The 19,874-nt window shown below is 48.0% G+C and carries 17 protein-coding genes and 2 tRNA genes; 12 read left to right on the top strand and 7 right to left on the bottom strand.

Features of this window, described 5'->3' with window-relative positions; all coding sequences use genetic code 11:
* Positions 1-252: 252 nt before the first annotated feature.
* The 5 genes from ACMVP2_RS22555 to ACMVP2_RS22535 form a co-directional block, all read right to left on the bottom strand.
* Positions 253-1,479, bottom strand: a complete 1,227-nt coding sequence (locus ACMVP2_RS22555; protein WP_416865202.1) for a selenocysteine synthase — start codon at positions 1,477-1,479, stop codon at positions 253-255.
* Positions 1,480-1,531: 52 nt separating this feature from the next.
* Positions 1,532-2,764, bottom strand: coding sequence for an aminotransferase class V-fold PLP-dependent enzyme (locus ACMVP2_RS22550; protein ID WP_416865201.1), 1,233 nt, complete (start codon positions 2,762-2,764; stop codon positions 1,532-1,534).
* 9 nt (positions 2,765-2,773) lie between these two features.
* Positions 2,774-4,450 carry a c-type cytochrome gene (locus ACMVP2_RS22545; protein ID WP_416868216.1) on the bottom strand — a complete coding sequence of 559 codons (1,677 nt, stop codon included), beginning with the start codon at positions 4,448-4,450 and terminating at the stop codon, positions 2,774-2,776.
* 999 nt (positions 4,451-5,449) lie between these two features.
* A tRNA-Arg gene (locus ACMVP2_RS22540) sits at positions 5,450-5,523 on the bottom strand.
* 10 nt (positions 5,524-5,533) lie between these two features.
* Positions 5,534-5,622, bottom strand: a tRNA-Ser gene (locus ACMVP2_RS22535).
* A gap of 192 nt (positions 5,623-5,814) precedes the next feature.
* Between ACMVP2_RS22535 and ACMVP2_RS22530 the strand changes: the two genes are divergently transcribed.
* The 9 genes from ACMVP2_RS22530 (at position 5,815) to ACMVP2_RS22490 (ending at position 14,489) form a co-directional block, all read left to right on the top strand.
* On the top strand, positions 5,815-6,783 hold the full coding sequence (locus ACMVP2_RS22530; RefSeq protein ID WP_317491129.1) for a vWA domain-containing protein: 969 nt from the start codon (positions 5,815-5,817) through the stop codon (positions 6,781-6,783).
* The gene (locus ACMVP2_RS22525) at positions 6,780-7,676 is read left to right on the top strand and encodes a hypothetical protein (RefSeq protein ID WP_317491128.1); all 897 of its coding nucleotides are present in this window, start codon (positions 6,780-6,782) and stop codon (positions 7,674-7,676) included. The genes ACMVP2_RS22530 and ACMVP2_RS22525 overlap by 4 nt, the downstream gene beginning before the upstream one ends.
* A gap of 91 nt (positions 7,677-7,767) precedes the next feature.
* Positions 7,768-8,946, top strand: a complete 1,179-nt coding sequence (locus tag ACMVP2_RS22520) for an acetyl-CoA C-acyltransferase (RefSeq protein WP_416865200.1) — start codon at positions 7,768-7,770, stop codon at positions 8,944-8,946.
* A 93-nt stretch (positions 8,947-9,039) separates the two neighbouring features.
* On the top strand, positions 9,040-10,323 hold the full coding sequence (locus tag ACMVP2_RS22515; protein ID WP_416865199.1) for a toxin-antitoxin system YwqK family antitoxin: 1,284 nt from the start codon (positions 9,040-9,042) through the stop codon (positions 10,321-10,323).
* Positions 10,324-10,400: 77 nt separating this feature from the next.
* Positions 10,401-11,348, top strand: coding sequence for a phosphoribosylaminoimidazolesuccinocarboxamide synthase (locus tag ACMVP2_RS22510; RefSeq protein ID WP_416865198.1), 948 nt, complete (start codon positions 10,401-10,403; stop codon positions 11,346-11,348).
* 18 nt (positions 11,349-11,366) lie between these two features.
* A complete protein-coding gene (locus tag ACMVP2_RS22505) occupies positions 11,367-11,744 on the top strand; it encodes an STAS domain-containing protein (RefSeq protein ID WP_151999824.1) in 378 nt (125 codons plus the stop codon).
* Between the two features lie 6 nt (positions 11,745-11,750).
* On the top strand, positions 11,751-12,665 hold the full coding sequence (locus tag ACMVP2_RS22500; protein WP_416865197.1) for a ribonuclease Z: 915 nt from the start codon (positions 11,751-11,753) through the stop codon (positions 12,663-12,665).
* Between the two features lie 7 nt (positions 12,666-12,672).
* Entirely contained in the window at positions 12,673-13,479 is an 807-nt protein-coding gene (locus ACMVP2_RS22495; protein ID WP_339812204.1) for a queuosine precursor transporter, read from the top strand.
* Positions 13,479-14,489: a phosphotriesterase family protein gene (locus tag ACMVP2_RS22490; RefSeq protein WP_416865196.1), complete on the top strand. Its 1,011-nt coding sequence runs from the start codon at positions 13,479-13,481 to the stop codon at positions 14,487-14,489. Before ACMVP2_RS22495 ends, ACMVP2_RS22490 begins: the two co-directional genes overlap by 1 nt.
* On the opposite strand, the gene ACMVP2_RS22485 is transcribed toward ACMVP2_RS22490, so the two are convergent.
* Positions 14,486-15,232, bottom strand: coding sequence for a TrmH family RNA methyltransferase (locus tag ACMVP2_RS22485; protein ID WP_416865195.1), 747 nt, complete (start codon positions 15,230-15,232; stop codon positions 14,486-14,488). The two genes, ACMVP2_RS22490 and ACMVP2_RS22485, sit on opposite strands and share 4 nt — an antisense overlap.
* Here ACMVP2_RS22485 and ACMVP2_RS22480 point away from each other — a divergent pair.
* From ACMVP2_RS22480 to ACMVP2_RS22470, 3 genes are read left to right on the top strand one after another with little or no spacing between them, the layout of a single operon-like run.
* The gene (locus ACMVP2_RS22480) at positions 15,204-17,681 is read left to right on the top strand and encodes a BamA/TamA family outer membrane protein (protein WP_416865194.1); all 2,478 of its coding nucleotides are present in this window, start codon (positions 15,204-15,206) and stop codon (positions 17,679-17,681) included. The two genes, ACMVP2_RS22485 and ACMVP2_RS22480, sit on opposite strands and share 29 nt — an antisense overlap.
* Positions 17,682-17,728: 47 nt before the next feature.
* The gene (gene hemF, locus ACMVP2_RS22475) at positions 17,729-18,628 is read left to right on the top strand and encodes an oxygen-dependent coproporphyrinogen oxidase (RefSeq protein ID WP_416865193.1); all 900 of its coding nucleotides are present in this window, start codon (positions 17,729-17,731) and stop codon (positions 18,626-18,628) included.
* On the top strand, positions 18,625-19,185 hold the full coding sequence (locus ACMVP2_RS22470) for a phosphatase PAP2 family protein (RefSeq protein WP_339786946.1): 561 nt from the start codon (positions 18,625-18,627) through the stop codon (positions 19,183-19,185). Before hemF ends, ACMVP2_RS22470 begins: the two co-directional genes overlap by 4 nt.
* Here the strand turns inward: ACMVP2_RS22470 and ACMVP2_RS22465 are convergent.
* Complete coding sequence (locus ACMVP2_RS22465; protein WP_416865192.1) at positions 19,171-19,869, bottom strand: LytR/AlgR family response regulator transcription factor; 699 nt, start codon at positions 19,867-19,869, stop codon at positions 19,171-19,173. The two genes, ACMVP2_RS22470 and ACMVP2_RS22465, sit on opposite strands and share 15 nt — an antisense overlap.
* Positions 19,870-19,874 lie beyond the last annotated feature (5 nt).

Here is a 19,874-nt window from a genome sequence, read left to right as displayed (position 1 = left end):
CGATGGTGGGTTTGCAGTTAGGGCCTTCAGCCACCGGATAGGAGGCAACCATGGGTCTTATTGAAACTACATACCAATAGCTGGCGGACGCCAGACGGAGAATAGCCACAAGCGAGACGCTTGCGGCAGGCGGGACATACCATGTCGCAGGGTGTGTCTTCATACCCGCCTGACCATTTTTGAATTGAATCCGGTGTCGGACGGCTGTTGCTCCCGGGCAATTTGCCGTGCCGACACCTACAATCATAGCCCTTAACCCGCTGCTGCCTTTTCGAGGCCCTCACGGATTCGGTCCGCAACAATTCTTTCCTGTCCGGGGCGCATCATCCAGGTGGTAATGCTGACGGAGTTTTCACCTCCACCCGCAACCTCAATCGACGGGTGACCGCTTCGAAGCACGTCTTTAAGACCGTTGCCTGATATTTTTACCTTTTTTGTATCCCATGAAAGATCCAGGGTGGGAACATGGTTGGCAATGGGGGGCACATGAATTTTGATGGTCAGTCCATCAATACCCTTTACGGCGTCAGCAATGAGATTGATCTGGCCTTCCCATAACTTCCATTCTTTTTCATGGTCTCCATTTACAAAGGCCTCCAGTGCTGCCCACATGCCGAGCACCTCTTCCTTGTTCACTTTCATACCTCTGCCGACAGTATTCCCTCTTGGCGGAGCGCTTAACCGGGCTGCCGATATCAGTTCTTTTTTACCGAGCAGTAAGCCTGCGCTCTGGGGGCCTCTCAGGCCTTTGCCTCCTGAAAAACATACCAGGTCATAGCCCATTTGGGTGAACTTCCACAGATTCTCCACCGGTGGCACATCAGCCGCACAGTCGTTCATGCAGGGGATATTATTCTCCTTGCCCGTCTTCAGCCATTCTTCCGCATTAATCTGTCCATTAGGCTCATAGGCATTGATAAAAAGCATCAAAGCCGTGTTTTTGTTGATGGCCTTTTTCAATTGTTCTTTGGTCTCGACCTCAATCACTTTCACTCCGCAGTTGCGCACGGCATGGGCATAACCAATATTGTGAGATTTCTGAATGATCACCTCTGTTTTCATCCCTGTGCCTTCCAGGTGTGGAATCTGCTCCGCTTTTTTGGAATCCATGCCGGTGAGCACGCCTGCCATCCCGAATGTCATTGCGGAAAAAGCTCCGGAAGTGACCGTGGCCGCCTCACATTTAAGCAACTTTGCAATTCTCTCGCCAACTTTATCCTGCAACTCGTCGAGCATTACATAATGCTCCGAGGCATAGTTGTAGGCGTCTTTCATTTCGTCTCTTAGCAAAGAGCCAGTCATAGCGGTGTAAGTACCTGCCGCATTAATGAAGGTACGCACACCTAACTCGGCAAAGTAATCACGGTAAGGGGCTGCAGGTGCAGCGGCAATGGCTGCAAGAGGCACGCCACCACCGATGATCCCTCCTACAAAAGGCAGGGCTGAAAGGCGTTTAATGAGTTTTCTTCTACTTAGCATAGGTTTGTCGTTTAAATAGGTCTTAACTAAAAATAGGTTGGCTCAGGCATTGTTACACTGCTGCCTGAAGCACTTCTTTGATTCGCCTGGCAACAATTGGCACCTGGTCGGGTAACAAAGTAACCACGGTGATGCGAAGAGCATCGTCTCCGGCAGAGGTTTCAATCCTCGGCTCACCAGCCCTAAGCGCCTCCACTACGTCCTTTGGCTTGATTTTTACCTTGTTCTGATCCCACTTCACCAAAAGCCCTGGAAATACATTGGCCCTGCCTTTAGGCATGTGCATCTCTCCTTTTACCCCGGGCACGGTTTCTACTGTCTTGGTGATATCGGCTACTCGTCCCTCCCACTCCTTCCATTCCTTTTCATGATCCTTTTCAAGATAGAGTTTCAAAGCGGCGTACATGCCGAAAACCTCTTCTTTGTTCACTTTCATGGATCGCCCGATCGGGCTTTCATGAGGAGAAAAATTAAGCTTAGCGGCTTCAATTAAGTCTTTGCGCCCAAAGAGTAGGCCTGCGCTTTGAGGCCCACGAATCATTTTTCCACCGGAAAAGGTGACCAGGTCAAAGCCCATCTTTTGGTATTTGAAAAGGTTCTCCACAGGCGGCACATCTGCGGCTGCGTCGATAAAAGAAGGGATGCTATGTTTCTTAGAAATGGCCACAAACTCCTCATGGGTGATACTGTCTTCGATACCGTACCAATCGACGGCGCCGTTGAAGAAGAGCGTCATCACGGTGCGCTCATTAAAGGCGGCCTCCATTTCTTCAGCGTTTTCCACCTCGATCAGCTTCACTCCGGCAGTACGTACCGCCTGATCAAACACGTAGCGGTGCTTTTTCTGAATAATCACTTCCGGCTTGGGGCCAGGCAGGTTAGGGATTTGTTTGATTTTGTCGATATCCATGCCGGTAATGGCGGCAGCAGTGCCAATGGTAAGCGCACATGCTGCCCCGGAAGTGACCATGGCTGCTTCACATTGCAGCATCTCTGCAATTCGCTCTCCCACTTTGTCGGTCAGTTCATGCATGTTGGCGAAGTCGTGTGCTGTTGCGTTAATCGCCGCCATCACCTCCGGCTCCATCAAAGAACCTGACAAAAACGTCATGGTGCCACGGGCATTGATCAACGGGCGTATCCCCAGCTCTTTGAATAAGTTTTGCGCAGGTTTTGCCGCAGGCGTTGCAGCTGCAACAGATTGAATAGGAATACCACTGCCCACAATTCCTCCTATTAAAGGAAGGCTGGCCAAGCGTTTGACAAGTTTTCTTCTGCTTAACATGATTGATAGTTATAATGAACGTCTTATTTTTTCTACATCTTCTACCGATACCTCACTGGCAGTATTTCCAAAGCTTTGCCGGATATAGGTAAGCACCCCGGCCACCTCCTCATCACTCAAAAAGCTGTGCTGAGGCATGACATTGTTGTATTCTTCTCCATTTACCATAATGCTGCCCTCCATACCATTGAGCACAATACTAATAAGCAAGCTTTTGTCGCCAACCACCCAGGGTGCTCCGGCTAATGGCGGAAATCTACCAGAGGCCCCTTTTCCATTATTCTGATGGCAAGAGCCACAATAAGTCAGATACGTCTTTTCTCCGGCCACTTTCACTCCTTTTTCAAGGTTGTCTTCTATCTTATCAGGTGTGCGGATATTGGACGCATTCTTTCGCTCTTCCATTTTGACCAGCTGTTCTGTGCCAAACCCGCCTTTATCTCCTTTGTACATTACCCGCCAGATCTTCCCTTTTTCCGTATCGGAAAAATAGAGTGAACCATCTGGCCCCATCGCAATACCCATCGGTCGATACATGGCGTCACTTACATTGACAACCGGGTCTACGCCAGCAAAGCCGTCGGCAAACACCTCCCAATCGCCTGAGGGCTGCCCGTTCGTGAACGGCACAAAGCCGATAAAATAGCCGGCCTGAGGATAAGGTGCCCGGTTGGTGGAACCATGAAAAGCGATAAAAGCACCGTTTTTATAATGCTCGGGAAACTGATCGCCTGTATAGAAGAAAAGATCGTTGGGCGCCCAATGCCCCGGGAAACCCATCAGGGGATCGACAAAATCAGCACAGCGTCCGATGCTGTCGCCATCGCCACCATATTCTGGAGCAAGTACCTTCTGGCCTTTTATCTGATCGTAATAGCAGTAGGGCCAACCAGCATTCGTGCCTTCTGTTACCCGCAGGAATTCCTCAGCTGGCAGCATGGCACTTTCCCAGGGACTGTACTTCTGCGCCCAAAGCCTGAGCAGATCATCTCTGCCGTGCATCACCACATACAGGTTATTGTCTTCAGTATTCCAATCCATGGCCACAATGCTTCGCAATCCCGTTGCGAACTTGGCCCCATCCTTCTGCGTTTGGTTTTTCTTGTTGGCATCGAACTTCCAGACTCCGCCATGATCTTCCAGTTGGGGACATGGATCCATTCCTGGCATATTGGGTGTTCGCTTCACCGGCATGCAGGCATTCGAAGGCGTGCCGAACGGGACATACATATTTCCCTTGTCATCAAAAGAAACGACCTTGGCGATGTGCTCATGGCTGCCATGCTCGTGATCGTCGACTAAAATTGTCTCGATTTCAGTGTCCGGAACCAGTTTACCAGGCACCAGCTTCTGTCGATACACCGCCAGCTGGGAGCCGTAGTACAAGTAGCCATTGTATATTCTCATGGCTGCCCCATAGCTTCCGTCATTTTTGTAGTCGCCAAATACCTGAAGTTCGTCTGCTTTGCCGTCACCGTCATTGTCCCGCAAGGCCATATTACCACCTTCCTCCTGTGGAAAACGGAGTTTTACATAGATGTCGCCATTGTCGTTTACAGCCATGTGCCGGGTTCTGCCCTTGAGGCTGTCGACCACCACCACAGCATCGAAGCCACCGGGGAGCACAAGGCCACCATTGTCAGGATCGCCGGGTGGCAACTGCGGGCCGCTGCTGCACGACACCATGACAACAAACCCTGCAGCCAACGCCGACCGGCAGATAAAAGTGATCAATGGATGAAACCATCCCTGTTTAGGTAGGAAGCGCCGTCTTGCCATGTTAATTCATATAGAGTGTTTGTTCAATATATAAAAAAACATTCTAAAATGATCTTGTGTGCGGACACAATTATTCAAAAGGCAGTATAAGAGGTTTGACGAAAGGAATCTCACTCACACAGTGTGATCGCTTCGATCTCACGTAACTGTAATACCTTATATATTATAAGGAGTGAATGAAAAGCCGAGAAAATCCAACACATAGAGAGCAGCGGCCTACAATATTAATCAACTACTTTCAATGCAAGTATCCGAAGAATTCGATAATCTGTTTTTTTCATCTACTGGCCAAAAAGCACCAAAAACACCTCAGTCAAAATCATAGCTATAATCCACTTCATTTATAGCTATAATTCACCTCAAACATAGCCATGTTTCGACCCAAAGATGGCTATGTTTGGCATGAATGATAGCTATGTTCAGGGTAAAAGATGACTATCTTTTTGAGGGCACTAATTTTTCGATAGAACAAGGTGTCATCCGATCTCCTCTCACATGCGAAGATTGAAACAAAAAAAGCCTCCAGTGGCAACTGAAGGCTATGAATTTTCTTCGTGATCCCATCAGGATTGGATCGGGGGCGCCTAGCCGTGAGACCTACTGCTTAGAAGACTAGGCGTCCCCGACTGGGCGTCCCCGACAGTGGCTCTATCCGGCTAAGCTCTCACGATTATTGGATCAAGCGGAAAATCTGGGGAATTACCCTTTAAGCCCAAAATCCCGAGTAGTCATAAAAAAGCAAAAGGTCCAAGCGAGACGCATTGAACCAGTTTTGCTTTTTTATTTAACCACAAACGAAACATTCAATCCCCAGGTTTTTCGCTTGATTCCCATTATTATAGAAAAGGTAAAGTACGGACACAAAAAAAGCCTCCAGTATCAACTGAAGGCTATGAATTTTCTTCGTGATCCCATCAGGATTCGAACCTGAGACCTACTGCTTAGAAGGCAGTTGCTCTATCCAGCTGAGCTATGGGACCTCAATCAATGCGGAGAGACCGGGATTCGAACCCGGGGTACCGGTTACCCAGTACGACAGTTTAGCAAACTGTTGGTTTCAGCCACTCACCCATCTCTCCATAGGTCTGTTCTGAAAAAGAGTTGCAAAGATAACGGACATTTTCTGACGGAAGCAAACCTCAGCCCTAAAAAAATGATATTCTTTTTACCCTGTTAAAAAATGTGAATTGCTAGCCTCCCAGCGTTCATTTTATATATTTGTCCCCACTTCCGGTGTTATAAAAGCTGTGGCATTGCCCAAATAGTGTTGTATGAGTTGGTATCAGTCGTTTGGATTACTTGAATTAACGTTTTGCCTCGTTTTTGGCATCCTCTACCTGGCCTACCTGGCCCGGGTGCTTTATGTCGCCAAGGCAGTGGGAAGCTCCTCCAAAATAGTGCTAAGTAAAGTCATCCTCCGGTCAAGCTACTTTCTGCTCTTCATTGTCGCCCTCATGGGGCCATCCTTCGGCGACAGCAAAAAAGAAATCAAGTCGGTTGGTAAAGACATCTTCTTCTGCGTCGATCTCTCCGTATCTATGGATGCATTTGACGTACAACCCACGAGGCTTGAGAAAATAAAATTCGAGCTCAAAAACATCACCGATGCGTTCAACTCCGACCGGATGGGCATCATCATGTTTTCGAACGAAGCTTTCATGCAGTGTCCGCTCACTTACGACCAGTCGGCACTCAACATCTTCATCGAAACGCTCAACACAAGCCTTGTGCCCAACACCGGCACCGACTTTGGCCCTCCACTTCGGATGGCACTTAGTAAGCTGAACGACGATGAGTCGCCCCTTACCCAACAAAAATCGAAGATTATTATACTGATCAGCGATGGAGAAGATTTTGGAGAAGAAACCGACCAGATTGCTCAAGAAATAGAGCAAACAGGTATCAAACTGTTCACTTTGGGCGTTGGTACCGACAAGGGCAGCAAAATACTAAGCCGAAGGGGCTTTAAAAAAGACAATCAGGGAAACGACGTAGTGACCAGACTTAACAGTAATTCATTAAAAGACGTCGCCACAAAAACCGGCGGCAAGTACTTTGAGATCAATGAAACTAAAAACGACGTTTCGAGATTAATAAATACAATCAATGAGATAGAAGGCGAAATGAGAGATGCCCGACAAGTCGACGTTACGGCCAACAGGTACTATTATTTCCTTGCCATCGGGCTGGCCCTTTTCGCTCTTGATTACCTCATTTCAGTGAAAACCATGAAAATATGAAGGCATTAGCAGGCATTTTATTGGTGATAGCAGCCATCATTCCGGGAGTGAATGACATCGCCACTGTTAACAAACTGAAGAAAGACGCTGAGAAGGCTTATCTGGCAGGAGACTATGCCAGGGCTTCTCAGGCCTACACTATACTTACCGACTCGTTGGGTGTGCTGGAAGACAAGCTATTTCTTAACCTCGGCCATTCCCTTTTTCAGCAGGGCGACTCCGCCCAGGCGTTCAGTCAATACCAGCGCCTCATCAACACCAAAGAGAAAGACCTGAAGTCGCTGGCTTACAACCAAATGGGCATCATCAGCAACAAGCCAGGCGATAGAAACACTGCGCTGAGCTTCTTCAAAGAAGCACTAAAGGCTGACCCTACCAATGAAGAGGCCAGGTACAACTACCAGCTGGTGAAACGCCAGATAGCCGAAGACAACGAAAAAAACCAGGACGACCAGCAGCAGGACAAGGAGAAGAACGAGGAAAAAGAAGACGAGAAGAAAGACCAGCAGAACCAGCAAGACAAAGATCAGAACAACGATCAAAAGAACGACGAACAGAAAAAGCAGGACCAGGAAAAGAAAGACCAGGAGAGCGAGAACAAAGAGCAGAAAGACCAGGAGCAGCAGAGCGAAGAGCAAAAGAAAGAGCAGGAAAAGAAGGATCAGGAGCAAAAGAAGAAAGAGCAACAAGACGCCGAACAGCAGGACAAAGAGAACAAAGACGGTGAAAAGCAGCCTCCTCAGATCAATCCTGATAAGCTGAAGGAGATGAACATCTCAGAAGAAAAGGCCAAGATGATCCTCGAAGCGATGCGAAACAGCGAGATTCAGTACATTCAGCAGAACAAGCGGAAAGGCGTTAAAAAGCCAGAAAGCGGAAAGCCTGACTGGTAAAGCCTCGGCTGTAGCCAACAGCCAGGCTGATATTGTTATAAGAAAAGTGGATCAATACACCCCATTTCATTAACCCGAAAATTATATCATTATGCAGGAAGTAGTTATCGTTTCAGCAGTAAGAACGCCCATTGGAAGTTTTGGAGGCGCTTTGGCTGGCTTGTCTGCCACTCAGCTTGGCTCTATCGCTATAAAAGGTGCGTTGGAAAAGGCTGGTGTTGGTGCAAAAGAGGTCGGTGAGGTATTCATGGGCAATGTCATTTCGGCCAACCTGGGCCAGGCTCCGGCCCGTCAGGCGTCGTTGGGTGCTGGCATCGGGCAAAATGTGCCCTGCACCACCATCAACAAAGTGTGCTCCTCAGGCATGAAAGCGGTGATGATAGGTGCACAGTCCATCATGACAGGGCAGAATGAAGTAGTGGTGGCTGGCGGTATGGAAAGCATGACAAACGTGCCTTATTATATCCCAAAAGCACGCTATGGCTACAAATATGGCCACGGCCAACTCATAGACGGCCTCATGCACGACGGACTATGGGAGATTTACAATGGCTTCCCGATGGGTAACTGCGCCGAGAATACCGCCAAGGAAATGAAGATCACCAGGGAGGAGCAAGACGCCTATGCCATCAACAGCTACAAGCGAGTGGCAGCCGCTACTGAAGCCGGTTATTTCAAAGACGAGATTGTTCCTGTTGAAATCCCCCAGAGAAAAGGAGATCCAATTTTGATGAAAGAGGACGAGGAATTCAAAAATGTGAACTTCGATAAGATACCTTCTTTGCGGCCTGTATTTGAAAAAGACGGCACGGTAACCGCCGCCAATGCGTCGACCATCAACGACGGGGCCTCAGCCCTGATCATCACGAGTGCAGCCAAAGCAAAAGAGCTGGGACTCATCCCCATCGCAAAAATCAGAGGCTTTGGCGATGCAGCGCAAGACCCCATGTGGTTCACCACTTCTCCGTCGCTTGCCATCCCTAAAGCGATGAAAATGGCTGGCGTTAGTAAAAACGATGTCGACTTTTACGAAATAAATGAAGCCTTTGCCGCAGTGGCGATTGCCAACAACAGAAAATTGGAGCTGGACCCTGCCAGGGTAAATGTGTTTGGAGGCGCTGTGGCATTGGGGCATCCACTTGGCTGCTCCGGCGCTCGGATTATCACCACGCTAAACAGTGTGCTACATCAGGAAGGTGGCACCATCGGCGTAGCAGGTATTTGCAACGGTGGTGGTGGCGCTTCTGCCATTGTCATTGAAAAAATTTAGCCCGTAAAAAATGAAAGTGGCGCCGCAACGTTATCAAGCGGCGCTCATTTTAAATTCGCTTGATGCATGATGAAAAACTGCCTTTTATTTAGCATGCTTCTCCTTCCTTTGGTTGTGGCCAGCCAAACCAAAATCACCACCTATCACGACCGGATCAAAGGCCTTAAAAACGAAGAATACTTTGTTCTGAATGCCGACAGCAGCCTAATAGATGGTAGGTATCTTAAATACAACCCGGAGGGCGTAGTCATCATCGAAGGCGATTACGTAAAAGGGAAGCGAAATGGCACGTTTTTTAACTACTACGACAACGGCAAGCTACAGAGAGAAACCATCTACATCGATGGCTTAAGGCAGGGAGAAACAAAAGTGTATCACCCCAACGGCAACCTGCTTCAAATCGCCGTCTTTAAAAACGACACGCTTTCCGGACAAATTATTTCCTATTACGAAGATGAGGTCGTCAAATCCTCCACTGAATTCAAAAGTGGCAAGCCCGATGGTGAGGTGGTGAATTACTATCCCAGCGGCGTGAAGAAAGAGGTGATCCATTACCAAAGCGGGCTACAGAACGGTGCCACCGAAACGTTCTACGAAAGCGGAACCAAAGAAACGGAGGCCTATTATAAAAAGGGGAAGCTGGATGGGCATTTCAAAACCTACTATCCCTCAGGTACCCTAAAAACTGAAGCCTACAATGAGGCCGGGCTGCAAAACGGCACCTACAAAACCTACTATGCGAATGAGCAGTTGGAGTATGCCGGCACCTACGTGCAGGGAAAACTAAGTGGCACTGCAAACGCTTTTTTTGAAGATGGAACACCCTCACAAAAGCTAGTGTACAAAGAAGGATCCCGGATAGGGAAAAACTACACTTACCATCCCAACGGCGCTGTGAAAACGGCAACTGACTACTCCAACAACGAGAAAGACCGCACCATTGAAGAGTTCAATGCCTCAGGTCAGCTTCTCTCCACTAAAACCTACAAAGAGGACGTCCGCTCAGGGCAGTGGACACTTTACAATATTGCCGATGGATCATTCATCAGAGAAAACTACGTCGACGACAAACTTGATGGCAAGAGGACAACATATAGTTCGAAAGAGATTATAGCGGAGGAAGCCGACTTCAAGAATGGCAAGCAGCATGGTTTGACAATAGGCTACCACCCCAATAAAAAAACTGCTTACGAAACTTACTACGAATACGACAGGAAGCACGGCTCCCACAAAGCCTTTGATAAGTCAGGCGATCTTATTGAAGAGGGAAGTTATGTGAGAAACCTGAAAAATGGCACATGGAAATATTATGACCGTAAAGGAAGGCTGGAAAAGACGATTACCTATAAACTGGGCAAGGTCATCAGGGAGCAATAGCCCGCCATCTCCTCACTGCTACATTTCAAAAAAGAAAATTTTTTAATACGCCACCCATCCATAAATTTGTCACCCTTATGGAAGCCCTCAAGGAAACCCAATTTCAATTCCCCGGCGTCACTGGCAAATACAAAGGCAAAGTGCGGGACGTGTACTACCTCGACCAACTGATGATAGTAGTTGCCAGTGATCGAATTTCAGCGTTCGACGTCATTCTTCCCAGGGCCATTCCGTTCAAAGGCCAAATCCTCAACCAGATTGCGGCCAAGTTTCTGGCACTAACCAGGGACGTGGTGCCGAACTGGGTAACTGCAGTACCTGATCCCAATGTCACGATTGGTGTGAAGTGCGAACCCTTCAAAGTAGAAATGGTGATCAGGGGATATTTGGCCGGTCATGCCTGGAGAGAATATAAATCAGGGAAGCGTCAAGTTTGCGGAGTGCCTCTTCCCGACGGGCTAAAAGAAAATGACAAGCTCCCCTCTCCCATCATCACACCCACTACCAAAGCCTCTGAGGGTCACGATATGGACATTTCCAGGGAGGAAATCATAGCACAGGGAATAGTATCGGAAGCTGACTATATGCAGCTGGAGAATTATACGCAAGCGCTTTACAAAAAGGGTTCGGAGTATGCAGCCTCGCAGGGGCTCATTTTGGTCGACACCAAATACGAATTTGGGAAGCACGACGGCACCATCTATTTAATTGACGAAATACATACCCCTGATTCATCCCGGTATTTTTACGCCGACACGTACGAAGCCATTCAGTCGAGGGGAGAGCCTCAAAAGCAACTCTCCAAAGAGTTTGTACGGCAGTGGCTAATTGAAAATGGATTTCAGGGCAAAGAAGGTCAAAATGTGCCGGAAATGTCAGATGAGGTAGTAAACTCGATCTCACATCGCTATATTGAGCTTTTTGAGAAAGTAACAGGCGAAAAATTCCAGAAACGCAGCTATGCTGGGGTTGAATCAACCATAGAGTCGAACGTTTTAAAGAGTCTTAAAGAAATTAGTAAGTAGAAGTAAACACATACACACATGAAGTATTCGTTAGACAAGAGCGAAAAATACAGCATCTTAAAAATTACGCAGGAAAAACTGGATACCTCTACTGCCCCTGATTACAAATCTGAATTTGTGAAGCTGCAAGCTGAAGGCAGCTCCAACATGATCCTCGACCTTTCCGACGTAAAATATGTCGATTCTTCTGGCCTGAGTGCATTGCTTGTTGGCAACCGTTGCTTTTCAGAAGCTGGTGGCATCTTCGTTATGATCGGCATGAACGACCACGTGGTGAAGCTGATTAAAATATCGCAGCTTGACAAGGTATTGAATATAGTACCTACCAAGGAAGAGGCAATAGACACGGTATTTCTTCATGAAATTGAAAGCGGACTCGAGGAGGAAGAAGAATAGTCTCCATTGAGCTTTGTATTAAAAATTCTTGGGTCAAATTCCGCCGCTCCAGCGCACAACAGAAACCAAACGTCGCAAGTACTGGTGGTTGATGACGAGCACTTTCTCATCGATTGCGGAGAGGGCACCCAGCTTCAGTTAAAGAAATTCAAGGTAAAGGCCACCAAAATCAATCATATTTTCATCAGCCACCTGCATGGCGACCACTACTACGGCCTGATAGGGCTGTTATCAACCATGCATTTGTATGGCAGAAAGGCCAGGCTCTTCCTCTATGGCCCTCCGGGGCTATCTGAAATCCTCAGTTTGCAATTCAAGTACTCCAACACCACACTGAACTTCCCCATCCAGTTCAAAGAATGGGTGCCCGGCACTAGTGAAGTGCTTCTGGAAAATCAGAAAATTACTGTCAGCAGTTTTCCTGTCAGTCACCGAATTCCCTGTAGTGGGTTTCTTTTTCGTGAGAAACCAAAAAATAGACGGATTGAGAAGTCATTGCTGCCCCCTAACGTAACGCCCACCCTGATCATCAAGCTAAAAAACGGAGAAGACCTGCTGGATGAAAAGGGGAACATCAAATACAAAAATAGCGAGGTAACACTCCCTCCCCGGCCCTCTTATTCGTACGCCTACTGCGCCGATACGAAGTACGACGAGTCCCTCATCCAATACATTGCCAGTGTCGACATGCTCTATCACGAGGGCACCTTTCTGGAGGACATGAGAGAGCGAGCTGAACTAACGTTTCACTCCACGGCAGCGCAGGCAGCTACCCTGGCGCTGAAAGCTGGCGTGGGCAAGTTGATACTGGGTCACTTTAGCACCCGCTACAAAGAACTAAATCCTTTACTGGAAGAAGCATTGACTGTGTTTAAAGAATCGTATCTTGGTATTGAGGGGACTGACTTCTCCCCTGCCTGACAGAAAGATGGAGCAAACACTGAACAACAAACGAACCAACCTCTTTATCGTCCTGAGCGGCATTTTTCTCACCAATGCCGTGGTTGCCGAGATGATTGGTGTCAAAATTTTCTCAGCCGAAGGCACCTTCGGACTGCCCCCGGCACAAATTCATCTCTTTGGCGACTTTGTGCTCGACTTCAACCTAACAGCAGGGGCCGTCATTTGGCCGGTGGTTTTCATCACCACCGACATCATCAACGAATACTTCGGCAAACAAGGCGTGAAAAGGATCAGCTATATGACCGCCGGTTTCATCGCCTACGTTTTTCTGGTCATCTATCTGGTAACCTTGCTCGACCCCGCCGCTTTCTGGCTCGACGTCAACGGCACCGACAATGAAGGGCATCCATTCAATATCAACTATGCTTTCAAAGTCATTTTCAGGCAAGGCCTCGGCATCATCATTGGATCACTGGTGGCGTTCCTTATCGGCCAGTTGCTCGATGTCTATGTGTTTCATCAGCTTCGCAAAGTAACCGGATCAAAAATGATCTGGCTCAGGGCCACCGGTTCGACGCTTGTTAGTCAGTTTATCGATAGCTTCGTAGTGCTCGGCATTGCTTTCTACGTCCTCGCTCCTGAAGGTGGTCGCTGGAGTCTCTCTCAGCTTGCAGCAGTAGGCACCATCAACTATATCTACAAATTCAGCGTGGCCATTCTGCTCACACCTCTGCTTTACGTCGCTCATTACTTCATTGATCGGTACCTGGGCAAAAAAGATGCAGAAGCGCTGATTGAAGACGCTGCTGCGAAAAGTAAAGGCTTTTTCTGATGAGACTCTACTCCCTTTTATTGATCACCGCCCTGGCTGTTTTGTCATATTGTGCTCCTGCAGCTAAACAGCCCGAGGTCATTTCAGTCAACGGCAAAATGACCCCCAGCGAAATGGGAACCACACTCATCCACGAACACATCCTGGTCGACTTTATAGGAGCCGACAGCGTTGGCTACCACCGATGGGACCGGGACAGCGTGATTGCCCAGACACTTCCCTTTCTGGTGGACGCCAGGAAAAGAGGTGTCAACACCTTTATCGACTGCACACCCGCCTACCTGGGACGAGACCCCTGGCTGCTAAAGGCACTCAGTGAGCTATCGGGGCTGACGATCATAACCAACACCGGTTACTATGGAGCTGTCGGCAACAAGTACTTACCTGAGCATGCTTTCACAGAAACAGCGGAACAATTGGCCACAAGATGGATCGACGAATTCCAAAACGGTATTGAGGGATCGGGCGTCAAGCCGGGTTTCATAAAAATCAGCGTCAATAGCAGCGTACCACTTTCCACTGTAGATCAAAAACTCGTCCGGGCGGCCGCCATCACACACCTGGCCACGGGAATGACCATCGCTTCCCACACGGGCCCGGCACTGCCTGCCCTGGAAGAAATAGCCCTTCTAAAGGCCGAAGGTGTTGACCCATCTGCGTTCATTTGGGTGCACGCCCAGATCGAAACTGATTTCACTTACTATAACAAAGCTTATGACTTAGGTGCATGGATCAGTCTTGACGGGGTAGTTTGGGATGTGGAAGAACACTTGAAGCGACTCATCTATTGCAAGAAAAACGGTCTTTTAGACAAAGTGCTTATTTCCCACGACGCCGGTTGGTACAGCCCGGGTGAATTGAACGGGGGTGACTTCAAGGCATTCACAGCCATTTTTGATGAGCTCATCCCCCTTTTGAAGCAAAACGATTTTTCAGAAAAAGACATAGACCAACTGCTGCGGGTCAACCCGGTACGGGCCTTTGCTATCAATGTAAAGGCAGCTAACTAGCCCTTTGGCCTGCGTACATTATCACAAACTATGGCAGTAGCTATAGCTACGTTGAGCGACTCGGCACCACCGTGCCCCGGGATGGTAATTGGGTGGCTCACCAGCGGCAGCAAGCCAGCAGAAATGCCGTTTGACTCATTGCCCATCACAATAAGCCCGCCTTGATCGAACCTTTCGTCGTAGATGTTCTTCCCATTCAAAAGAGCACCATACACAGGCCCCTCGTACCCCTCCAACAGGGTGTTCAACGCCGTATAAAAAACCTTCACTCTGGTTAGCGAGCCCATGCATGCCTGCACCACCTTCCCTGCGAACAGGTCAGTTGTTTCCGGAGAGCAATACACCTTGCCGATGCCATACCAGTCGGCTATCCTGATGATGGTGCCAAGGTTACCTGGATCCCTCACATCGTCCAAAACAAGGGCAAACTCCGAGGCAACAGGTGCCTCAAACTGATAAGCTGGCATTTGAACAACGGCCAAGGCAGCATTGTTGGATTGTAAACCACTGGCCAATTCCAGCTCCCGCTCCGAAACTATTTCTACCGAAATAGGTGCCAGTTTTAGAATAAATTCGTTTTCTGCGTAAAAGGAAGAGGTTACATACAGTTCTATGAGCGTGAAATTTGATTGCAAAACTTCGAGCACACTTTTACCGCCCTCTACCACAAAAAGCCCCTCCTGCTTTCTGAATTTTTTTAATTGCAGTGATTTAATGAATTTTGCCCTGTTTTTCGAAATCATTCCCGTGACGGCTTCAATCCGCAAATTAGTATTTATAACCATTATTGCCGCTGCTTTTTCGGGCACTTTGTCGGGGTGTTTGGGATTGCGGTACCTTAAAGAAGACGAGAAGCTGCTTTACAAAGAATCTATAGAAAATGCCAAGGGACTGAATATTGATGAACTCGAAGCCCAATTTCAGCAAAAGCCCAATCGGCGAACGCCCATTTTCCCCTGGTCTCTATATGTAAATGTCTACTACTGGGGGCAACACAGGTACGATTCAGCAAAGTATCAAAGCAAAAAGGAAAGCGCCATTGCCAGGTACGATACCAAGATTGCCAAAGCAATAGACAAAAAAAAGCCAAAAAAAGCAGAGCTTCTTAAATCAAGAAAGCTCAAGAAGGTTGCTAAAATTGACAAAACTTTAAAGGAAGGCAATTTATTCATGCGGTGGGGTGAAGAGGTCGCTGTTTTCAAGCCGGAGTTGAGAGAACAAACAGAGCAACATCTTGTCTCCTACCTTCAGTCGGAGGGGTATTTCAATGCAGGGGTTAGTTCGTCGCTGAAGGAGAAGGGGAAATTAGTGTCGGTGACGTACGAGCTCGACAGGAACAAACCCTATGTGATTGACTCGATATTTTACGGTATACCCGACGATGAGATCAAGGACATTGTACTTAACTCAGAGAATAAATCACTGTTAGTGAAGGGCGACAGATATCGCCAAAAGGAGCTGGCCAGTGAACGGGAAAGAGTCTATGAATCTCTTGTAAACAAGGGCTACTACAGATTCAATAAGCAATTAATTTCTTTTCAGGTGGACACGGCAAGCCTGGGCGATAAAAAGGTCCTCATCGAAATCGCAGTGAAATCACCTGTAAAGGATCATGACCACAAACGGTTTGTCATCGACTCTGTAAACTTCATTACCGATGCCAATATCAATATCCCTGGCGAGAAGCGAAGTAACCGGATGTATCATGGTGTCAACTATAGCTTCTATGAGGAGCGATACAACAAAAAAATACTTGACTGGAGGGTTTTTATCTATCCGGATAGTATGTATAGCAGAGCCAACACCTTCGAGACACAAAAGCAATTGGCCAACCTTGATATTTTTAAGTTTGTCAACATCAACTACGACACAGTAGGCACTCATTTCATTGCCAATATCTATACCAGCCCTCTTCAAAAGTTCCAAACCTCAACAGAGTTTGGCGTCAATGTAAGTCAGGGACTTCCCGGCCCGTTTCTCAACGCCAACATAAAGGACAGGAATGTATTCAAAGGGCTGGAAATACTTGAACTATCGGGCCGGTTTGGCATCGAAGGCGTCGCTTCACCCACAAACGTTAAGGACGTGTATTCAAGCAAGGAGTATGGAGGGAATCTTGCCTTAACTTTTCCTCAGTTCATCACACCTGCCTCCTGGAGCAGACGACGAGACCAGGGAAGGCTCAACCCCAGAACACGTTGGCTGGTAGGTACCACCGTTACAGACAGGCGTGAATACAAGCGAACCAACTTCAACTCGACCTGGGCATATATCTGGCAAAAGGACAATAAGCACCTTTTCAACCTGACACTTGCCGACGTCAGCTTTATCGACTCTGAGTTGAGAAATGAAGCCTTCCGGGAACTGCTAGAAGACTACGCAAGCAGAGGGAATCTACTGATCAATTCTTTCAATCCATCTTATGTTGGCAGCACAAGCTTCTCAGTGGCTGTCAACAACAACAGCTATGGCATCACTAAAGGAAACGCCAGTTTTTTCAGGTTTTTTGTCGAGACCAGCGGAAATACCCTCTGGTTTTTCAATCAGGACGCCCTGATCAACGACAGGCTGGAGTACTACCAATTTTCCAAAGCTAATTTCGACTTCAGGAAGGTCACCAACCTATCGTCGAAGCATGATCTTGCCTACCGCTTTAACGTTGGGGTGGCAGTGCCTTACGGGATAAACACAGTGCTTCCCTATGAAAAGTACTTCTTTGCCGGCGGTAGCAATGGCATCAGAGCCTGGCGGCCCCGGCGGCTTGGCCCCGGTTCTTACACGCCTCCACTCAACGACAACCCGGAAAAAGACGGACTCTACGACTACAGCTTCGAACAACCTGGCGAAATACTGTTTGAAACGAGCGTAGAATATCGCAGGAGGCTATTCAGCTTCGTCTCGTGGGCATTTTTCATCGATGCAGGCAACGTGTGGACGCTAAGAGATGACGCCACAAGGCCCGGAAGCCAGTTCAAAGTTGACTCATTTGCTAAAGAAATCGCAGTTGGATCTGGCTTTGGCCTGAGGTTTGATTTTTCGTTCCTTATCCTCAGACTCGATGCGGGAGCCAAGATACATGATCCAGCACGGCCTCCCGGACAAAGATGGGTGTTCGATAAGCTGCTGACCAACTTCCCATTTGGCGAAAAAGAACAGACTATTCTGAATATTGGAATCGGGTACCCGTTCTAGTTTTGTGGTTCTCCTATATTTGCCCTTGAATTGATATCGTTGAAGCTATGCCTGGAAAAGAAGAAATTACAAATTGGTTTAAGGGCTTACAGGATAATATCTGCCTGTCGCTGGAAGCAGCCGACGGCACTGGTACCTTTGAAGAGGATGCCTGGGACAGGCCCGGCGGCGGAGGTGGCAGGTCACGGGTGATAAGAAATGGAAAAGTAATTGAAAAAGGAGGCGTTAACTTTTCAGCGGTATGGGGCCCAACACCTGAAAAAGTCCTTCAGTCCTTTGGCCTCGACCAGGCAGATTTCTACGCTACCGGCGTTTCCATCGTACTCCACCCCTCCAATCCCTTTGTGCCCATCATTCACATGAACGTTAGGTACTTTGAAATGAGCAACGGCGTATGCTGGTTTGGCGGCGGCATCGACCTCACCCCACACTATGTAAACCCCAACGACGCCGTCTATTTCCACCAGGCGCTCAAAAACACCTGTGACAGGCACAACCCGGCTTATTACCCAAAGTTCAAGGAATGGGCCGACAACTATTTCTATGTGCCGCACCGCCACGAGACCCGTGGCATCGGTGGGATATTCTTCGACCATTTGAAAGCAGAGGATGGAATTTCGATGGAAGACCGGTGGCAGTTCGTACAAGACGTGGGCAACACTTTTGCACCTACCTACACGCACTTTATGGCCAGCAATAGCTCGCTGCCTCATGGTGAGCGGGAGAAAAACTGGCAGATGCTGCGAAGAGGTCGCTATGTGGAGTTTAATCTCGTGCTCGACAGGGGTACAAAATTTGGACTTGAAACTGATGGACGTATTGAGTCGATATTGATGAGCTTGCCGCCATTGGCTGGCTGGGAATACAACCACCAGCCTGAAGCAGGTACGCCCGAACATGACACGCTTTTGTCCCTTAAGAAAGGGGTTAACTGGTTGGGCTTATGAACTGGCTAATTGAGTTAGACCAACAATTTTTCTTGTGGCTGAACTCGCACCATGCCAGTTGGCTTGACGGCCCCATGCTGCTGATAACAGGAAGAAATACCTGGATTCCCCTTTACCTTGCTCTCATTGCCTGGTTAATCTACCAGCAAAAAAAGGAGGCGGCCTGGTCAATACTTGCCATAGTACTCACCATTGTGATAGCAGACCAGCTGACTTCTGGCCTGATGAAGCCATTTTTCGAAAGACTGAGGCCATGCCATGACCCCGCCATCGCCTCACTGGTTCACCTGGTTGACGGATGCGGGGGAAAATTTGGATTTGCCTCCTCACATGCAGCCAACACTTTTGCACTGGCCACATTCGTCAGTTTATTGCACACAGGAAAAGCCTACTGGCACTTTGTGTGGTACGCATGGGCCGCTATAGTAACTTATAGCCGGATTTACGTTGGCGTGCACTACCCGGGCGATGTACTAGTGGGGGCCCTTGTGGGTATTGCCGCAGCCTATATCATCTATCTTCTTGGAAGAAAAACAGGAAGACTAAAGCATGTTTAGCTTCTTTATAAATTTCTCTTTGTAAGAAGCTCCCACCGGCACACTCTTATCACCAATCATGATATTCGATTCCTCGAGGTGGTCAACATTGTCGATATTAATAATGTACGACCTGTGAACCCTGGCAAAGGAAGTGGTAGGGAGTCGCTTTTCTATTCCCTTCATTGTGTAATGAACAATGTACTTTCCTTTTTTGGTATTGAAGATCACGTAATCAGCCAGCGCTTCTACAAACAGCAAGTCACTTAGCTGAATCCTCACCAGCCTTCCATCGCACTTCACAAAAACGTGGGTTTGCTTTTCCACAAACCTGCGAAGTGTCTCAATATTCTCTTTGCCTTTGGTGGCCACCTTCAAAAAACGTGGGTACTCAAAAGGCTTCACCAGGTAGTCAACCACACTATTCTCAAATGCCTGAACGGCATACTGCTCTTCCGAAGTGATGAACACAATCTGATAAGATTTGTCCAGCGACTCCATCAGTTCGAGCCCCGACATTTCTGGCATTTGGATATCCAGAAACAGCAAATCGACGTCAGCATCCTCCTTTACCAGTATGTTTTTGGCTTCAATGGGATTGGCAAGCTCATAGCTCAACGTCAGAAATTCCGTTTTTTCAATATAGTGCTTAACCAGCTTTCTCGCCAGTGGATCGTCATCCACTACCATGCATTTAACTTCCATAGTAA

It is taken from the genome of Imperialibacter sp. (assembly GCF_048007035.1).
Lineage (GTDB): Bacteria > Bacteroidota > Bacteroidia > Cytophagales > Cyclobacteriaceae > Imperialibacter.
The sequence above is the reverse complement of the archived record's forward strand: the minus strand, read 5'-3'. Positions and strand labels throughout refer to the sequence as shown.

Coding starts and splice junctions, on each gene's coding strand:
- ACMVP2_RS22505 (WP_151999824.1), top strand. CDS start 11,367: ATGAAGTATTCGTTAGACAAGAGCGAAAAATACAGCATCTTAAAAATT.
- ACMVP2_RS22545 (WP_416868216.1), bottom strand. CDS start 4,450: ATGGTGTCGTGCAGCAGCGGCCCGCAGTTGCCACCCGGCGATCCTGAC.
- ACMVP2_RS22470 (WP_339786946.1), top strand. CDS start 18,625: ATGAACTGGCTAATTGAGTTAGACCAACAATTTTTCTTGTGGCTGAAC.
- ACMVP2_RS22555 (WP_416865202.1), bottom strand. CDS start 1,479: ATGCTAAGTAGAAGAAAACTCATTAAACGCCTTTCAGCCCTGCCTTTT.
- ACMVP2_RS22530 (WP_317491129.1), top strand. CDS start 5,815: ATGAGTTGGTATCAGTCGTTTGGATTACTTGAATTAACGTTTTGCCTC.
- ACMVP2_RS22525 (WP_317491128.1), top strand. CDS start 6,780: ATGAAGGCATTAGCAGGCATTTTATTGGTGATAGCAGCCATCATTCCG.
- ACMVP2_RS22485 (WP_416865195.1), bottom strand. CDS start 15,232: ATGATTTCGAAAAACAGGGCAAAATTCATTAAATCACTGCAATTAAAA.
- ACMVP2_RS22550 (WP_416865201.1), bottom strand. CDS start 2,764: ATGTTAAGCAGAAGAAAACTTGTCAAACGCTTGGCCAGCCTTCCTTTA.
- ACMVP2_RS22515 (WP_416865199.1), top strand. CDS start 9,040: ATGCTTCTCCTTCCTTTGGTTGTGGCCAGCCAAACCAAAATCACCACC.
- ACMVP2_RS22520 (WP_416865200.1), top strand. CDS start 7,768: ATGCAGGAAGTAGTTATCGTTTCAGCAGTAAGAACGCCCATTGGAAGT.
- hemF (WP_416865193.1), top strand. CDS start 17,729: ATGCCTGGAAAAGAAGAAATTACAAATTGGTTTAAGGGCTTACAGGAT.
- ACMVP2_RS22480 (WP_416865194.1), top strand. CDS start 15,204: ATGAATTTTGCCCTGTTTTTCGAAATCATTCCCGTGACGGCTTCAATC.
- ACMVP2_RS22465 (WP_416865192.1), bottom strand. CDS start 19,869: ATGGAAGTTAAATGCATGGTAGTGGATGACGATCCACTGGCGAGAAAG.
- ACMVP2_RS22510 (WP_416865198.1), top strand. CDS start 10,401: ATGGAAGCCCTCAAGGAAACCCAATTTCAATTCCCCGGCGTCACTGGC.
- ACMVP2_RS22495 (WP_339812204.1), top strand. CDS start 12,673: ATGGAGCAAACACTGAACAACAAACGAACCAACCTCTTTATCGTCCTG.
- ACMVP2_RS22490 (WP_416865196.1), top strand. CDS start 13,479: ATGAGACTCTACTCCCTTTTATTGATCACCGCCCTGGCTGTTTTGTCA.